The following is a 17,127-nucleotide window of genomic DNA, read 5'->3' on the forward strand; positions in this document are numbered from 1 at the left end:
CAAGACGACGACTGAGGCGCAAATAAGTGCCTGAAACAAGTGCCGTGCGTAGCGCCCATAGTCCAGCCAAAGGTATCCAATCGGAGGGAAAAAACAGCAGAGTTAAACTTATACTGTAAAAAAGCACATTGCTGCCGATAAAGTTTCCAATGCGCCAGCGGTCTGCTGCCCGGTAGCTGCGTCCCGCCGACAAATGCCGCCGTTTTTGCCGCCACCAGCCGGTCCAGTTGTGGGTTGGTTCACTGAGGGTATGCGCCACAGAATCGGCCACCACAGCTACCCGCTGCCCTTGCGCTACGGCGTCCTGCACCAGCAGGTCATCGTCGCCGCTGAGGCTGCGGATGTGGGAAGCAAACCCCCTGGTGGCGCGAAACACATCCTGCGAATAAGCCAAGTTGCGGCCCACTCCCATGTACGGTTTTCCACGCCACGCGAACGACAGATACTGTGCCCCGGTAACTAAAGTTTCAAATCGAATCAGCTTATTAAGAAATCCAGGTTCGGCGGTATAAGCCGAGTAGCCTACCACTAAGTCGGCGGGGCGCTGAAAACCAGCTTGCATAGCGAGCAGCCACTGGTTGGTAGCCGGAATACAGTCGGCGTCGGTGAAAAGCAACTGGGAGTGGCGGGCCGCTTTAATACCGAGCGTCAGGGCATACTTTTTAGGAGCGAAACCTTGGGGCGTCTGGGCTACGGCAACCAGGCGCACATGCGGATAATACTGCGTGAGCTGCTGAAGGTAGAGCAACGAGTCGTCGGTGGAACGGTCATCTACCAGCACGATTTCGAAGCCCGCTGGATAGTTTTGCTGGAGAAGCAGCGGCAGCAGCCGGCGCAGATTAGCAAGTTCGTTGTGGGCGCATACCACCACCGATAGGGGCTGTGCCTGGGTGGCATCGGGCTCTGGCTCCGGTGGGCGGTTGGCAAAGGGCAAAAAATAATAGGCTGCATAAAATAGCTGTACCAGTACAGTAACCAGCAGCAGCCAAACGGCCGGAGAATAGCTCAGCAACAAAACGAGGAAAGTGAATTTAGCTGGCAAAAGTAGGCATTCGGGGTGGCGGAAGTACCTTTGTGGGGAGAAGCCAGGAGCTAGGAGCTAGAAGGCAGGAGCCAAAGAAGATAATGGCTCTTAGTTTCCAATTCCTAGCTCCTGGCTTCTAGCTCCTAGCTTCTCTTCTAGAATGACCTTCGACCTAGTAACCAACGACCCCCATACCAAAGCCCGCGCTGGTGTAGTACACACCGACCACGGCACTATTGAAACGCCTATTTTTATGCCCGTCGGGACGGCGGGGACTGTGAAGGCCGTGCAGCAGCGCGACCTTGAGAACGACGTGCAGGCCCAGATTATCCTCGGCAACACGTACCACCTCTACCTGCGTCCCGGCCTCGACGTCTTGCAGCGCGCAGGCGGCCTGCACAAATTCAACGGCTGGAACCGGCCCATCCTTACTGATTCGGGCGGCTATCAGGTGTACTCGCTCAGCGGCACGCGCAAAATCAAGGAGGAAGGCGTGAAATTTCGCTCCCACATTGATGGCAGCCAGCACTTGTTTTCGCCGGAAGGCGTGATGGACATCCAGCGCATCATCGGGGCCGACATCATCATGGCCTTCGATGAGTGCACGCCCTGGCCCTGCGAGTACGACTACGCCCGCCGCTCCCTCGACATGACCCACCGGTGGCTGCAACGCTGCATCCAACGCTTCGACAGCACCGAGGGCCACTACGGCTACTCCCAAACGCTATTCCCGATTGTGCAGGGCAGCACGTTCAAGGATTTGCGCGTCAAGTCAGCCGAGTTTATAGCCGAGTTGCAGCGCGAAGGCAACGCCATTGGCGGCCTGAGCGTGGGCGAGCCCGCCGAACTAATGTATGAGATGACCGAGCTGGTCTGCGACATTCTGCCCCAAGACAAGCCACGCTACCTGATGGGCGTGGGCACGCCGGCCAATATTCTGGAGAATATAGCGTTGGGCGTAGATATGTTCGACTGCGTTATGCCCACCCGAAATGCCCGCAATGGCATGCTCTTCACCACGCAGGGTATTATCAACATCAGCAATAAGAAGTGGGCCGATGATTTCGAGCCGATTGATGCTGAACTAGGTGGCTACGTCAGCACGTTCTACTCGAAAGCCTACGTGCGCCACCTCTTTCACAGCAAGGAAATGCTCGGCCCGCAAATTGCCTCCATCCACAACCTTACGTTCTACTTGTGGCTCGTGAAGCAGGCGCGCCAACAGATTCTGGCCGGCACTTTCCGCGAGTGGAAGGAGAAGATGGTCGGGCGGGTGATGACGAGGTTGTAGTAGTTGGTTTGGTTCGCTGGATCAAGCAGGACGGCCTGGTAGTTCAATAAACGACAATGCGAATTCTCGATAAATACATTCTTAAGAAGTTTCTCACGGCTTTCTTCTTCACCGTGGTGGTGCTGGTGATGGTGATTTGCGTGATTGACTTCACCGAGAAAAACGACGACTTCCTGAAGCACAGCTTGGGGGTGAAGCAGATTATGCTGGAGTACTACGTGAATTTGTTTCCGTATTACGCCAACTTGCTTTCCCCTATCACCGTGTTCATAGCGGTGGTTTTCGTGACGGCGCAGCTAGCAGCCCGCACCGAAATTGTGGCTATTCTGGCCAGCGGCGTAAGTTTCAAGCGGCTGCTGGTGCCCTACATGATGGGCAGCACGATTTTGGCCGTTGTCACCATGGCTCTTACGGGCTGGGTTATTCCGTATGCCAACAAAACCCGCGTGGACTTCGAGCGGAAGTACGTCAAGAACCCCTACCACTTCAAGGGGCGCAACGTGCACATTAAAATCGGGCCGAAGAGCTACGCCTACATGGAGAGCTACGACAACGTGAACAACGTGGGCTACAAGTTCGCGCTGGAAACCGTGGAAGGCACCCTGCTCAAGCGCCGCCTGACGGCCGAGGCCATCACCTGGGATTCCACCAAGCGGGCGTGGCGCCTGACGCCCCAACTGGTACGCATCATCGACGGCCCGAACGAGAAGCTCCTCACGCTGCCCACGCGCGATACCACGCTCAACCTCTACCCCAAGGATTTTGCCAGCACCTACCGCCTCAGCGAAACCCTGACGCTACCCGAGCTAAACCGCTACATCCAGCAGAAAATAGACCGCGGCGCCGCCGATACGCAGATCTATCTGAGCGACAAATACGAACGGTATGCCTACCCCTACGCCATGTTTATCCTCACCATCATTGGGGTTATCATGAGTGCCCGAAAGTCGCGGGCTGGGGTTGGGGGGCAGATTGCGCTAGGGTTTGTGCTGGCCTTCGTGTTTATCATCTTCGTTATCCTGAGCCGTAACTTCGCCCAGGTTGGTGACTTGAATCCGATGTTGGCCGCTTGGATACCGAGCATCGTTTTCACAGGTATTGGGCTGGTGCTGTACCGGATAGTGCCCCGCTAGATTGAAAGCAACTGAGTGGCTGAGTAACTGAGTGGGCTGTTCGGATTTTTCTACTCAGTTGCGCAGCCACTCAGTTACTCATGCTAAAAGACTACCTCCGCCTGCATTTCATTGTGTTGCTTTGGGGCTTCACAGCCATACTGGGCAAGCTGATTTCGGTGCCGCCGGTGGAGCTGGTATTTTGGCGGACGCTGCTGGCTACTGCGGGGCTCGGGATGCTGCTCGCGGCACGAAAAGTGGCGTGGCGGGTTCCCCCGACCGAAGTACTTCGACTTTTGGGGGTGGGCTCCCTGGTAGCAGTGCACTGGATTACGTTCTTCCTGGCCGCCCGTTTGTCGTCGGTGAGTGTGTGCCTGGCCGGTATGGCAACGCTGGCGCTCTGGACGTCTCTGTTGGAGCCCCTGATGCTGTGGCGACGGGTGCGCGCCTACGAAGTGGGATTGAGCATGTTGACAATGGTGGGGCTATATCTGGTGTCGAGGGCGGAACTGGACCAGTTGGCGGGCTTGCTGGTGGCTATTTTGTCGGCGGGATTGTCGGCGTTGTTCAGCGTGATGAACTCGCAGCTAGTAAAGCGCCACTCGCCGCTTCAACTTACTTTCTACGAAATGGCCGGTGCCTGCCTCAGTATTGCGCTATTTTTCCCGATATACAGCCGGTACTTCAGCGAAGGCCAGGGGTTGCAACTTGCCCTCCACGGCTACGACTGGCTGTGGTTGGGTGTATTGGCTGGCGTATGCACCGTTTACGCCTTCTCGACGTCGGTGGAGCTGATGAAACGAGTTTCGGCCTTCGTCGTGAACCTGACCATCAACCTAGAGCCCGTCTATGGCATTCTGCTGGCTGTTTTGATTTTCGGCAGCGAAGAGAAAATGTCGCTCGGGTTCTACTTGGGCACGGTCGTGATTTTGTTTAGCGTCCTGATTCACCCAGTCATCGACCAATGGAACCAGCGGCGTACCCGGCGCCAAGAAGCTGTGGACGTGTTGGTGTAGCGCTCCGCCAGTGCTTGGCACTATAACCGCCCGTCCCAAACTAAATAGTGAGCTGGCAGCGCCAGCTTTGGAGGAAGCTCAAGCCCCGGAAACAGCCCATACACCGCCGAGCCGGAGCCTGATAAAGAAGCATAAGTAGCCCCGGCAGCATACAGTTGCTGCTTAATCTCACCAAGCACCGGATAAAAAGGAGTTAACGCGTCTTCGAAGTCGTTGCTGACCGTTGTCCGCCACGTTTCCAGGGGTTGGCGCAAGGCTTCGCGCAAATCGTGGCGCGGCGGGCGCGGCGTCACCCGCGAATACGCTTCGGCGGTGCTGATGTGCAGGCCGGGGTAAACAACTTTGCAAGCCGTACCATTCAGGTTTAAGCTGATTCCCTCGAACACGTCGCCCTTTTCATAGGCGAAAACCGGTTGGTTGGCTACGAAGAACGCACAGTCGGAACCGAGCCGACGGGCGTAGCCCACCAAGGTTTCGGCGGATAAATTCAAGTCAAACAAGTTGTTTAAGGCGCGGAGCGCAAAGGCCGCGTCGGCGGAGCCTCCGCCCAAACCGGCCCCAATGGGTACTACTTTGTGCAGGTGCTGCCGTACGGGTGGCAGGTCGAAATCCGTGCGCAGCAACTCGTAAGCGCGGTGACAGAGGTTGGTTGCTGGGTCGCCCGGAATGGGAATGCCGGTAAGCGCAAGTGTGGTTTCGGCAAGATCCGCAGCGGGCAGCACTTCCAGGGCATCGCACCAAGGCAAGGGCACAAATACCGATTCGAGGTTGCGGAAACCATCGGGCCGCTGGCCCGTGATGTAGAGGCCGAGGTTGAGTTTGGCATTCGGGAAAACGAGCATGGCGCAAATGTAGCGCAAGCTTCTTGGGCTTTAGCCCCGATGCCTGCGTGTTTAGCTGTCTGCTCTATGAATAAGAGGCTATCCAACTAGGCAAAAGCCTTGTCCTTCCGACGCAGGAGGAATCTGGGTAAAACCGTGGAACGACTTGATTGATATTCCTCCTTCATCGGAAGGACAAATTGCTAGTTGAATAATCTCTCAGCCTGGTGTGGCAGCTTTGTTGTTCCGCGCCGGTTTTGCACGCTCTTCAAGAAAGCAACTCGAAGCTTGTGCACTGTTTTCCGTAAATTCTGTAGACGTTGCAGATTCCTTGCCTGCAATTGAAGAACAGAATGCCCGGAAAAACACAACTTGCATCCTGAAAAGCTCGACTCCTCCGTATGTTGAACTCCACCGACTGGTACCGCCGCTGGGGCAAGCGCGTTCTGGATGTGGCACTTGCGACTCCGCTGTTACTGCTGGCACTACCGGTGCTACTGCTCGGGGCGGTGGTGCTCAGCGTGCAGAATGGTGGTCCGTGGTTGTTTCGGCAGCTACGGCCGGGCTGGCACGGGCGGCTGTTTTCCCTCTACAAACTTCAAACTATGACCACCGCCCACGACGCCCACGGCCATCTGCTGCCAGATGCGCAGCGCCTGCCGCGTTTGGGCCGTTGGGTGCGGGCCACCTCGCTCGACGAGCTGCCTCAACTCTGGAATGTACTGCGTGGTGATTTAAGCTTGGTAGGTCCCCGTCCGTTGCTACCCGAGTATCTGCCGCTGTACTCTCCGACCCAAGCCCGCCGACATCTGGCTTTACCGGGCCTCACCGGCTGGGCGCAGGTAAATGGCCGCAATTCCATCAGCTGGGAGCAAAAGTTTTTGTACGATGTCTGGTATGTAGACAATATCAGCCTGTCGCTTGATCTGCGCATCTTGTTTCGCACGGCCTTGCGCGTGCTAGGAGCCCACGACATTAATGCGCCTGGCCAAGCCACTACCGAGCCATTTCGCGGCGCCTCGTCGCTTTCGGCGACTTCTTCTCCCGACATTTCAACTTCTTCATGAGAGTTCCTACTCTTTCTGCATCTGGTAGTATGCCGGCCCCGGAGTTGCGCCCACTGGCCATATTCGGGGCCGGCGGCTTGGGCCGGGAGGTATTGATACTGGTGCATCAAATCAACGAACAGCGGCCTACCTGGCAGCTTACGGGCTTTTATGATGACGCACACCCTACGCTAGACACGCTGCACGGCTTTCCTTATCTGGGTACCTCTGCCGACCTCAACGAGGGTACGGCGCCCTTGCATGTGGTAGTGGCAGTAGGCAACAGCCAGAGCCGCGCCGCCGTGGTAGCGCAGCTCACGTCTCCGCACTTGTCGTTTGCTACGCTGATTCATCCGGGAGTGGCGTGCGCACCCTACCAGAAGTTGCAGATCGGGGCGGGCTGCATTATCAGCCAAGCCTGCATTCTAACCACCGACATCACCTTGGGCCAGCACGTGCTGCTCAATTTAGGTTGCACCGTTGGCCACGATGCCGTGTTGGAAGACTTCTGCTCCTTGATGCCGCACGCCAATGTAGGCGGGGCGGCCCATCTTGAAACCGGCGTGTACTTGGGTACCAATGCCACAGTCATCAACCACGTGCACGTAGGCGCCCGCACTATTGTGGGCGCCGGGGCCGTAGCCGTCCGCGACTTGCCCGCCAACTGCACGGCCGTTGGCGTACCGGCACAGGTTATCAAGAACAAGCAATACCAGATGTAGCACTACTTTCGCTTGCGCAACTTCAGGCAAGAACAACCTACCTACCGCAGTATGCCATTCAACGGAGTTGCTACTGCTTCTTCTGCTCCTCTTACTACCTCGCACCATCTATACAACAAGCCTGAGCTAAAACCTGGGCTCCCGTTCCTTTATGCGCAGCCAAGACTACGACCGTCTATATTTATCCCCTCCTCACCTGGGCCGTCACGAAATCAATTATCTACACAAGGCACTTGAAGACAATTGGGTGGCTCCTACCGGTCCTAACCTGGATGGTTTTGAGCGAGATATTTGCGAGTACACGGGGGCTGGCCACTGCATCGCCCTCGTATCGGGCACGGCAGCAATTCACTTAGGGTTGATTTTGCTCGGCGTTAAAGCTGGCGATGTGGTGCTATGTCCTTCGTTCACGTTTGTGGCCACCGCCAACCCTATTACTTACCTTGGGGCCACGCCCGTTTTCGTTGATAGCGAAGCCGACACTTGGAACCTGTGCCCGGAACGCCTACGCGAAGCCATAGAAGACCAACTCCGGCAAGGCCGCCGACCGAAGGCGTTGCTGGTCGTGCATCTGTACGGCATGCCGGCCAAACTGCGCGAGATTGTGGCAATAGCGGCCGAGTACGCTATACCAGTACTCGAAGACGCGGCCGAAGCACTGGGCTCCCGTTATGAAGGTCAGCCGTTGGGTTCGTTTGGAGCAGTGAGCGTTTTTTCTTTTAATGGCAACAAGATCCTAACCACCAGCGGTGGCGGAACCTTACTTACCAGCAACAGCGAGTGGGCCCGCAGAGCTCGTTTCTTGGCTACACAAGCCAAAGACGTGGCGCCCCATTATCAGCACTCTGAAACGGGCTATAATTACCGCCTCAGCAACTTGCTGGCAGGTATTGGCCGCGGCCAGATGGAGCTTATTGAAGACCGGGTGAAGCGCCGCCGCGAAATCTACGCTTGGTACCGCGAGCATCTGGCTGGTATTGCTGGCTTGCAACTCGCCCCTACCGAACCACCCGGATGCCGCAGTAACCGCTGGCTTACCACCCTACTCCTCGACCCCGCCGAAACCGCCGTTACGCCCGAGCAGTTACGCCTACACCTTGAAACGCGCAACATTGAAAGTCGGCCGTTTTGGAAGCCGCTGCACCTTCAGCCACTCTTTGCTACGGCCCCGATGTACGGCGGCGCCCTATGTGCAGACTTGTTTGCTCGTGGCCTCTGCCTGCCCTCGGGCACGGCCATGACGGAAATGGATTTGCGGCGGGTGACGGATGCCGTAAGGGAGATAGTATAGCTTGAAGCACCCGTTTCTTCTGTGGGGGCAGCTCCATCGGCTGCAAGCCAACAGTAAGTATGCTACGCCAGCAGGCAGGCAACTTCACTGCTACGCTATGCAGCAGCGTACGCAGATACTCCCAGGCATAGCCCCTACTGCTAATCAGTTGCTAAGGCAAAAAACGACGCAACCCAGAGGCCCGAATCTCTACTTCCCAATTGCATACGTGATACCGCCCAGCAGGTGCCGCAGAAACAGCGTTTCTTGGTAGCTTTCATCGGTGTGGCCGCCGGCAGTGTAGAACGCACGGCCGCCGTCGTAGGAGTGACACCAAGCAATAGGGTGGTTAGCCCCATTAGTTCCACCCGAGTAAGTGGTTTCGTCCAGCGTGGCCAACACGCGCAGGTCGGCAGCTAAGCTGCGAAAGTTGTACCACTCATCGGTACGCACCCACCGAGCAGGCAGGAAACTCGTAGCAAGATGGTTGTTATCAATCACGCTCACCGTAGCCTGCTGAATGTTGGGATGACCATTGAAATAAGCACCCACTAAGCCATTATACCACGGCCAATCGTATTCGGTATCCGTAGCGGCATGAATGCCTACAAATCCCCGGCCTAAGCGTATATACTGCTCGAATGCCGTTTGCTGGGTTGTATTTAGTACATCCTGCGTGGTGCTAAGAAACACCACAGCCTTGTATTTTCGCAGCGTATCAAGTTGAAAGCGCGCGGCATTGTTGGTGCTATCAACGCGAAAATTGTTTTCTCGGCCCAGTTGCTGAATAGCCTTAATACCGGCCGGAATAGAGGTGTGATAGAAGCCGCTGGTCTTATAAAAAACCAGAATGCTATCAGGCCTGGCAACAACCTGCGTAGGTTCCACTTTTTGAGAACACCCAAACGCAAATCCTAACAGCAAGAGCAGGCAGCAGTAAAACGGACGCATAGCGAAAAATATAAGTGGTAGGTATCTCATACGGACTTTTCCTCTGCGCAGTACAACTTGTACTTCTAATTACAATGAGATAGTTCGCCTCATTGTATAACTCATTTTCATCAACCAGCGAGGAGTATATATGCTCCTCGCTGGTTATTTCACAGATTTACTAGTTTAGATTACCTAGCCTACGTTTCAATCAGATTAATTGCGCTCAGCACATTTTTATTAACGCTGACAGAGAACACGAATTATTTATTTTGTAATATATACAACTTAACGTCGATACTTGGCCGCTGAAAGCTGTCTATAGGTGTTGCCCCAAGCTCAGAAATTACACTTTCTAATTTTCTTATGGGAAGGAATTTCTGATCGTAATACCATTTCGGAGTACGGCCAGGATAATCTCCTATATTATTTCTTAAATCAGGGTTATCAATTAGCCAAAGCCTTTTCTTTCCGCGCAAGTCTCCTAATTGCTGACGAATCTGGTCGTAATACTCCTGTTTGCTAGCTGTTGTATGCCTTAAGTCCTCGCGCCCTAGCGCATCGTATTTAAGATTGTAGGCATCTTTATAGTACTTGTAAGCATGATTCATATTCCAGTACACATAAACGGCATCACCCTCCCTGTACCGGTCATTTGCATAAAGCAATGCTTCTCTATTATACTCCTTCTTGTATAAATATTCTGGATTTAAAGTAAACCGAATAGCATTCCAAAAAGGAGGAAGTAACAAAAGAAGAAAAAGCACAGAAGCAATAATCTTGTTTTTAGTTTGACCAAGTATATCAGCAGTACTTTCTGCGCCATACGCAATAAGCACGATAAATAGCGGTGCTAGAAATAAGATAAAACGCTCATAGAATGGATAAAACTTAAAACCTGAAGCGAGCAGAGTAAGAAGTATCGGGAAAGCAAGAAGAAACAAATAATATTTATTTTTTCTAAATAAGAAAAACACACCAATCATTTCCAACAGTATTGGAAGAAATGGCATCCTAAAAAAAGTTTGTATTAAGGAGTAATCTTTTATGTGGTTTCCAAACTTGGTTAACATGCCGAGGTTGCGCTCCAACAACATATAATGTGTGTATGCAAACCAATGCAAATCTTTGAACGAAGGAGGCATCGGCATATAAGCATTATACATAACTTCGAAGAAGTTCTTGAGCCAGCCTGAATCTTCGTACTTACGCAAGAAGAAAAAGTAAACAAGAGCAAAACTGAATAACCAAATTGTAAAAGGAATCAATTTAAGAAAGAAATTTTTCCAATCTTTATTGATTAGAGAATTAAGACTTACAACGATGGCTATACCCGCAAGAACGAAAATTGACGAATAGGAAAACCATACTAGCAAACCACCACTGATTCCCCATATCAAAAGTGATGCAGGCGCTGAGGAACGGTGAAATCTTACAAATAGATATAAAGCTAATATAGAAGCAAACAATTCTGTACTATACTGCTTTGCTTCAGTGGAATGATAAATAAAAGGCTCACCAAAAGCTAAAATTCCAACTGCTATTAATACCACCCAGGGCTTTAAGAAAAAACGAGCAACAGGAATAAAGAAAAATACTGAGCCAATTCCACAAATTAGAGAAAACAAACGGAGAACTCTCTCGCCTTTACCAAAGAGAACAACTGCAAGTTTGGTCATCCACAAATAACCAAGGGGCGCTTTCTGTTCGTAATCCATTGGCTTGGTAATCAATTCTAAAAAGCCCATTCTTATAACGTTGCCATTCAGATAAAGCTCATCTATCCAAAACGACCGGTTATCAATCAAATGGTATAATCTTAAAAATACCCCTATAAGAACAATCGTAAGCAATATTCTGCTATGGTGTTTATTTAAAAAATCAAACAAAATATCTCTTTTATTTAGAGCGACAGTTTCATTCCTTGGAGCGAGCAGCATATATTCTTGACGTGTGTTTAAGAGTCAATATTTGAAAAAGAAAAATAAAGCAGATAGCAACAAGCAGAATTTCAAGGTTCTTGCTGCTTTGCACTTTGTAGCTATTGTGCATCCTCATGGTGGCAATAGCATACTATGATGCTATTGTTACCACGCTTGATTTATCCTTCTTCTACATTAGGGAAGAACGACTCGCAACCTATATACTACTCGCTTTACTAACCACAAATGATAGATTAGCACTAGCAGCTCAGCAGCAGATATGCAGGCTTGGATTTAAGGCGGGCAATAGTCTGCAATATAGATTAAACATACATTAAATTCTGCTTTTGTATAATGATTCTACTATTTTTTATTACTAACCGCACTTATAGCCTCGTATGAGGCAATTTTATCATAGTTGGTAGGAGATGGTATTGCTTACTTGATGGATTGGCGCCCTATCTATTATGCAGTCACAGAACGGCTAGGGAGCCTTTTATTCTCCAATCAAAGCAGGATTCCTACCAAAAACACCTCTAAAAATCTCCTTGCTAGTGCAGTGCAGTCGATATAGTGCCGAAAACTATTCACGCTGGCACTTCCCTACGGGCTGAGGAGTGGTAGCAACCCGTAGGAAGTACAAGTGTGCCCGCGTGAACGAGATAATAAACTACCAGATAACCGCTATTTCGCACTTTTACCAGCACTAAATAAGTACATGACTAAACAACTAAGTATATAAGGTTCAATTCATGGTCTTAGCAGTACAAAGCCCGAGGAGCATAGTACAAGGCTTCAACGAATAGTATGTTTAGCGGGTTTGTATGCTGACATCCAATTACGCCTATACGGTATGACTGACTGCTGCGAAAACTTCCTCTAAATCGGTCAACAGTTCACTAATGGGCTCGATACCTACTGATAGCCGCACTAACCCAACGGTTATACCCAAATCAACTTGCTGTTCCGGAGTGAGAGACCGATGCGAAGTACCAAGCGGATATGACAACGACGAGTCTACACCCGCTAACGAGGGCGCAAAAGGAAACCGTTTCGTAGCTCGCATAAACTGGTTTACCAATTCAGCTTCATCTTCTAGCTGAAAGGACAGCATACCTCCAAACAACTGCCCGCCCTGGCTAGCCGCCAGCAGATGCTGTGGATGCTCGCGCAGGCCAGGATAGTGTACTGCTTTAACTACCGGCTGTTGCTGTAGGAATTGGGCAATAGCTTCCGCGTTGCGGCAATGCGCTTCCACTCGCAGGCGTAGCGTCTTCAGGCCACGTACTGCCAGCCAGCTTTCCATTGGGCTCAACGTGAGGCCAAATAATACGCCGATCTGTTTGAGCCGACTTGCATCCTCGACAGCCCGCGCCACTACCACACCGGCCGTCACATCCGAATGGCCGGAAATGTATTTTGTCACGCTATGGATCACCAAGTCGGCTTCATGATCGAAAGGGCGCGTGAGCACAGGGGTAGCGAACGTATTATCGACCACCAGTTTCAACCCGCAGGCGTGACAAGCCACAGCGGCGGCGCGCAACTCTACCACCCGCAGCAGGGGGTTGCTAATTGTCTCGCAGAGCAGCAACCGTGTGCGCGGCTGCAAATAAGGCGTTAGATCACCGCCTAGATCCTCGAAGGGCACATAAGTAACTGCAATACCTAGCCGACTTAGCTCCAGGTTCAGCAGTGCCGAGGACCCCCCGTAGATATCAGCGGCGCACAGCACATGGTCACCGGCCACACAATAGGTCATGATGGCCGCGAAAATGGCCGCCATTCCCGAACCCGTGGCAATAGCTCCCGCCCCGCCCTCTAGCAAATTTACCGCATTGGCTAACTCATCCGAGTTAGGGTTGCCGTTGCGCGAGTACATGTAGCGGCTTCCGGGCTCTCCGAAATACAGCTCCAACTCGTTTAAATCTTCGAATTTGAAGACCGACGTTTGATAAATCGGGGTGATTTTGGGGACGATGTGCATGGAACGTAAGCGTCATTAAATAGTGCAGCCATAGTCGTTTCACTTTACGCTAGAGTTGAACATCTTTTAGCATGGCGCAAAGTACACTGTATAAGCTACAGTCCACTGCACATTCGCTTCGCATATTGCCGCTGGCTGTGTTTATAGTACGTTTAATTAACTGCTTGCTTTGCGCAGCTTGAATGGAGTCTGTTCAACTGACCGCAACGTAGCTCACTCCTTGGTGCGCAACGCCTTCAAGTCAATGTCAACCGCCGTCTCGTAATGCAGAGCGGCTTCTTTCCGTACTTCACTACCAAAAATCGGTATAAAAAATAAGAGCCCCTTAGCACTGCCAAGGGGCTCTTATTATGCGAGCTTTCCAGCAACTAGTAGCTCTGATTGCTGGAAAGCGAATTTGTTTTTACCTAAAAGAAATGCTAGCCAAATTATGCGGAAGCGCCTTCAGCCAGCACAATTACGTTGTTGCGGAGCACTTCCACCACGCCGCCTTCGATATGGTAGGAAGCACGCCCTGCCGCGCTGTTTAGCACCACATCGCCTTCTTTGAGAGCCGAAATAAGCGGTGCGTGGTTGTTGAGGACCTCGAACAACCCATCAGCGCCCGGAAACTGAGCCGACGTAACCTCGCCTTCAAATACTTTGCGGTCCGGCGTGATGATTTCTAAATGCATGGATTGAATGTTGATTGTTGAAAGCTGATTGTTGAAAGCCGAACGATTAACAATCAGCTTTCAACAATCAACAACCAAGTTACTTCGCTTCGGCAATCAGCTTCTCGCCTTTCGCAACAGCGTCTTCGATGGTACCCACCAAGTTGAAGGCAGCTTCGGGCAAGTGGTCGTAAATACCATCGATGATGGCATTGAAGCCTTTAATGGTATCCTTGATGTCAACTAGCACACCAGCAAGGCCCGTGAACTGCTCGGCCACGAAGAAGGGCTGCGACAAGAAGCGCTGTACCCGGCGGGCCCGCGTTACGGTCAACTTGTCTTCCTCGCTCAATTCGTCCATCCCCAAGATGGCGATGATGTCTTGCAGTTCCTTATAGCGCTGCAAAATCTCTTTCACGCGCTGGGCAGTGTTGTAGTGCTCGTCACCGAGAACTTCAATCGAAAGGATGCGCGAAGTGGAGTCTAGCGGGTCAACGGCTGGATAAATACCTAACTCGGCAATCTTGCGGCTTAGTACCGTAGTGGCGTCCAAGTGAGCAAAGGTGTTGGCCGGCGCTGGGTCAGTCAAGTCGTCGGCAGGTACATATACGGCCTGTACCGACGTAATAGAACCGCGCTTGGTAGAAGTAATTCGCTCCTGCATAGCACCCATTTCGGTGGCCAGCGTGGGCTGATATCCTACGGCCGAAGGCATCCGACCTAGCAGAGCTGATACTTCGGAACCTGCCTGCGTAAAGCGGAAGATGTTGTCGATGAAGAACAGGATGTCGCGGCCGGCACCAGTGCCGTCGCCGTCGCGGAAGTTCTCGGCAATCGTCAGACCCGATAAGGCCACGCGGGCGCGAGCTCCGGGAGGTTCGTTCATCTGACCGAACACGAGGGTAGCCTGCGACTTCAGCAGCTCGTTCTGGTCTACCTTGGTCAGGTCCCAACCGCCAGCTTCCATCGAGTGCTTGAACTCCTCACCATACTTGATGATGTCGGACTCAATGAATTCGCGCAGCAAGTCGTTGCCCTCACGGGTACGCTCGCCCACGCCAGCAAACACCGACAGACCTTCGTAGGCCTTGGCAATGTTGTTTACCAGTTCCATGATCAATACGGTTTTGCCTACCCCGGCCCCCCCGAACAAACCAATCTTACCACCCTTTACATAGGGGGCGAGCAAGTCGATTACTTTGATGCCCGTGAACAGGATTTCCGACGAGGTAGCCAGATCCTCGAAGGGCGGCGGCTGCCGGTGGATAGCCATTGGGCCATTGCTCTTCGGCTGAGGAATGCCGTCAATGGCTTGGCCGATTACGTTGAAAAGACGGCCTTTTACGCCTTCGCCAGTCGGCATCGACATAGGAGCGCCGAGGTCACGCACTAGGGCGCCACGGGTCAGGCCTTCCGTTGAATCCATGGCGATGGTCCGCACACGGTCTTCGCCCAGGTGTTGCTGACACTCCAGGATTACCACCTGGCCGTTGTCTTTGATAACTTCGAGGGCGTCGAGAATATTAGGAAGCTTTGCGTTTTCACCCGCGAAGCTCACGTCCACGACGGGACCAATAACCTGGGTGATTTTGCCGGTATTCGCCATTGCGGTTCTTTATAGTAGTGGGGCAACGTTTCAGGCCGCAAAACTACGGCTTAATCCCCGCTTTGCCAAAGCGCCACCTCAACGAAAGTTCACTTAAACATCTGCAACTCCTGGTGGCCTGAAAATCAGTTACTCAGGCTTTGCAAAAGGCATTTATCCTGTTGACCTATCTGAATTTTCTGAAAAAATTTCTCGGCGAAAGTTTGCCTTCAAAAAAAGCCCTAGTACATTTGCACACCCAAACGGCAGATCATTCAGGATAGCCGCAGGGGAAATTGTCCGATGGTGTAACTGGCAACACGCTTGATTTTGATTCAAGAAAGTCCAGGTTCGAGCCCTGGTCGGACAACTGACTAAGTGAAGCGAAAGGCGCTGATTCTTCTCCCGAAGAGTTAGCGCCTTTCGCTTTTTATTTTGGTTGTCTTTTGGATCATTAGCTGCTGCGCTGCTTCTTCGTTGCTCCATCTGCCTCACTTCTTGAATTTTCGTTCCTACTTTCTAAACATCCTATGGCACAGCAGGTAAAAATTTTCGCGGGAAACGCTTCCAATGCCCTTGCGCAACGGATAGCGGAGGCGTATGGGCAACCCCTTGGCGATCTTAGTATTCAGCGCTTTGCTGACACCGAATTAGGGCCGAGCTTCAACGAGAGCGTGCGCGGCTGCGCGGTATTTTTAATTCAAAGCACTACGCCACCCGCCGAAAACCTGATGGAGCTGGCCTTGATGGTGGACGCGGCCAAGCGGGCTTCGGCGTACAAGGTCAACATTGTGATGCCGTACATGGGCTACGCCCGCCAAGACCGCAAAGACAAGCCGCGCGTGAGCATTGGCGCCAAAGTAGTAGCCAACATGATTCAGAGTGTGGGCGCCGACCGCCTCATGACCTGCGACCTGCACGCGGGCCAGATTCAGGGGTTCTTCGATATTCCGGTTGACCACCTCGACGGCGCTACCGTAACGGCGCCCTATATAAAGTCGCTGGACCTCGACGACCTTATTTTCGCTTCGCCCGACGTAGGCGGTGTGGTTCGGACCCGCGCTTTCGCCAAGAAATTCGGAGCCGAAATTGTAGTCTGCGACAAAATGCGCCTGCGGGCCAATGAAATTGCTTCTATGCAAGTTATCGGCGACGTGGCTGGCATGAACGTGGTGCTTGTCGATGACATTGTGGACACGGCTGGCACGATCTGCAAAGCCGCAGAGCTTCTGATGGAGCGCGGCGCTAAATCGGTGCGGGCGGTTATCACGCACGGTCTGCTCAGCGGCCCCGCCCACGACCGAATCCGTAATTCAGTGTTGGAAGAACTGGTGATTACCGACACAATTGCGCTGAAAGAAGACAACCACAAAATCCGGGTGATTTCGGTGGCTAACCTCTTCGCCAATGCCATTCGCAACGTAGTCACGCATGAGTCGATTAGCTCACTTTTCATTTAAGCGTTACCCATAAAACGAGAAGAGCCGCCTAATGTGAAGTTAGGCGGCTCTTCTCGTTTTATAACTTATGAAGCTTAGGGCACCGGCTGTTTGGTTGCAGGCAACACCTCCACGTCAATGAAACTGTCGCCATGGACGGTGTGGGTCGCTTTGATGTAGTCACTCTCGTTGGCCTTGTACGGATTGGCGACGAAAGTCTGCGGGTTGCGGGCGATAAACGGGAACCACGTGCTTTGTACCTGCACCATGATGCGGTGGCCTTTCTTGCAGGTGTGCAGCACATCTTGC

At 52.4% G+C, this 17,127-nt stretch carries 14 protein-coding genes, 1 tRNA gene and 1 pseudogene; 8 read left to right on the plus strand and 8 right to left on the minus strand.

Annotation, left to right across the window (positions count from 1 at the left end):
• Positions 1–1,015: glycosyltransferase (locus ACFE7X_RS23065; RefSeq protein WP_375438038.1), on the minus strand; the 1,015-nt coding region annotated here is incomplete at its 3' end.
• Positions 1,016–1,184: 169 nt separating this feature from the next.
• On the opposite strand from ACFE7X_RS23065, the gene tgt reads away from it, so the two are divergent.
• The 3 genes from tgt (at position 1,185) to ACFE7X_RS23080 (ending at position 4,443) form a co-directional block, all read left to right on the plus strand.
• Positions 1,185–2,315, plus strand: coding sequence for a tRNA guanosine(34) transglycosylase Tgt (gene tgt, locus ACFE7X_RS23070; protein WP_375438039.1), 1,131 nt, complete (start codon positions 1,185–1,187; stop codon positions 2,313–2,315).
• A gap of 56 nt (positions 2,316–2,371) precedes the next feature.
• Positions 2,372–3,448, plus strand: coding sequence for an LptF/LptG family permease (locus ACFE7X_RS23075; RefSeq protein ID WP_375438040.1), 1,077 nt, complete (start codon positions 2,372–2,374; stop codon positions 3,446–3,448).
• Between the two features lie 80 nt (positions 3,449–3,528).
• Positions 3,529–4,443, plus strand: coding sequence for a DMT family transporter (locus ACFE7X_RS23080; RefSeq protein WP_375438041.1), 915 nt, complete (start codon positions 3,529–3,531; stop codon positions 4,441–4,443).
• 20 nt (positions 4,444–4,463) lie between these two features.
• Here ACFE7X_RS23080 and ispE read toward each other — a convergent pair whose 3' ends face one another.
• Complete coding sequence (gene ispE / locus ACFE7X_RS23085; protein WP_375438042.1) at positions 4,464–5,285, minus strand: 4-(cytidine 5'-diphospho)-2-C-methyl-D-erythritol kinase; 822 nt, start codon at positions 5,283–5,285, stop codon at positions 4,464–4,466.
• Between the two features lie 380 nt (positions 5,286–5,665).
• On the opposite strand from ispE, the gene ACFE7X_RS23090 reads away from it, so the two are divergent.
• The 3 genes from ACFE7X_RS23090 to ACFE7X_RS23100 all read left to right on the plus strand — a co-directional run bounded on the left by ACFE7X_RS23090 (position 5,666) and on the right by ACFE7X_RS23100 (position 8,323).
• Positions 5,666–6,331 carry a sugar transferase gene (locus tag ACFE7X_RS23090; RefSeq protein ID WP_375438043.1) on the plus strand — a complete coding sequence of 222 codons (666 nt, stop codon included), beginning with the start codon at positions 5,666–5,668 and terminating at the stop codon, positions 6,329–6,331.
• The gene (locus tag ACFE7X_RS23095) at positions 6,328–7,032 is read left to right on the plus strand and encodes an acetyltransferase (RefSeq protein ID WP_375438044.1); all 705 of its coding nucleotides are present in this window, start codon (positions 6,328–6,330) and stop codon (positions 7,030–7,032) included. The genes ACFE7X_RS23090 and ACFE7X_RS23095 overlap by 4 nt, the downstream gene beginning before the upstream one ends.
• A gap of 151 nt (positions 7,033–7,183) precedes the next feature.
• Positions 7,184–8,323: a DegT/DnrJ/EryC1/StrS family aminotransferase gene (locus ACFE7X_RS23100; RefSeq protein WP_375438045.1), complete on the plus strand. Its 1,140-nt coding sequence runs from the start codon at positions 7,184–7,186 to the stop codon at positions 8,321–8,323.
• Positions 8,324–8,512: 189 nt separating this feature from the next.
• Here the strand turns inward: ACFE7X_RS23100 and ACFE7X_RS23105 are convergent, their stop codons facing one another.
• From ACFE7X_RS23105 to atpD, 5 genes are all read right to left on the minus strand, one after another.
• Complete coding sequence (locus ACFE7X_RS23105) at positions 8,513–9,253, minus strand: ThuA domain-containing protein (RefSeq protein ID WP_375438046.1); 741 nt, start codon at positions 9,251–9,253, stop codon at positions 8,513–8,515.
• A gap of 242 nt (positions 9,254–9,495) precedes the next feature.
• A complete protein-coding gene (locus ACFE7X_RS23110) occupies positions 9,496–11,172 on the minus strand; it encodes a glycosyltransferase family 39 protein (protein WP_375438047.1) in 1,677 nt (558 codons plus the stop codon).
• An 826-nt stretch (positions 11,173–11,998) separates the two neighbouring features.
• Entirely contained in the window at positions 11,999–13,141 is a 1,143-nt protein-coding gene (locus ACFE7X_RS23115; protein ID WP_375438048.1) for a trans-sulfuration enzyme family protein, read from the minus strand.
• A 428-nt stretch (positions 13,142–13,569) separates the two neighbouring features.
• Complete coding sequence (gene atpC / locus ACFE7X_RS23120; protein WP_375438049.1) at positions 13,570–13,815, minus strand: ATP synthase F1 subunit epsilon; 246 nt, start codon at positions 13,813–13,815, stop codon at positions 13,570–13,572.
• A gap of 79 nt (positions 13,816–13,894) precedes the next feature.
• Positions 13,895–15,400 carry a F0F1 ATP synthase subunit beta gene (gene atpD, locus ACFE7X_RS23125; protein WP_375438050.1) on the minus strand — a complete coding sequence of 502 codons (1,506 nt, stop codon included), beginning with the start codon at positions 15,398–15,400 and terminating at the stop codon, positions 13,895–13,897.
• A gap of 276 nt (positions 15,401–15,676) precedes the next feature.
• Here atpD and ACFE7X_RS23130 point away from each other — a divergent pair.
• Positions 15,677–15,749 (plus strand) — tRNA-Gln (locus tag ACFE7X_RS23130).
• 160 nt (positions 15,750–15,909) lie between these two features.
• Positions 15,910–16,839 carry a ribose-phosphate pyrophosphokinase gene (locus ACFE7X_RS23135; RefSeq protein ID WP_375438051.1) on the plus strand — a complete coding sequence of 310 codons (930 nt, stop codon included), beginning with the start codon at positions 15,910–15,912 and terminating at the stop codon, positions 16,837–16,839.
• Between the two features lie 74 nt (positions 16,840–16,913).
• Here ACFE7X_RS23135 and ACFE7X_RS23140 read toward each other — a convergent pair.
• Positions 16,914–17,127: pseudogene (locus ACFE7X_RS23140) on the minus strand (X-Pro dipeptidyl-peptidase); the annotation flags it as partial.

It is taken from the genome of uncultured Hymenobacter sp. (assembly GCF_964242765.1).
GTDB lineage: Bacteria > Bacteroidota > Bacteroidia > Cytophagales > Hymenobacteraceae > Hymenobacter.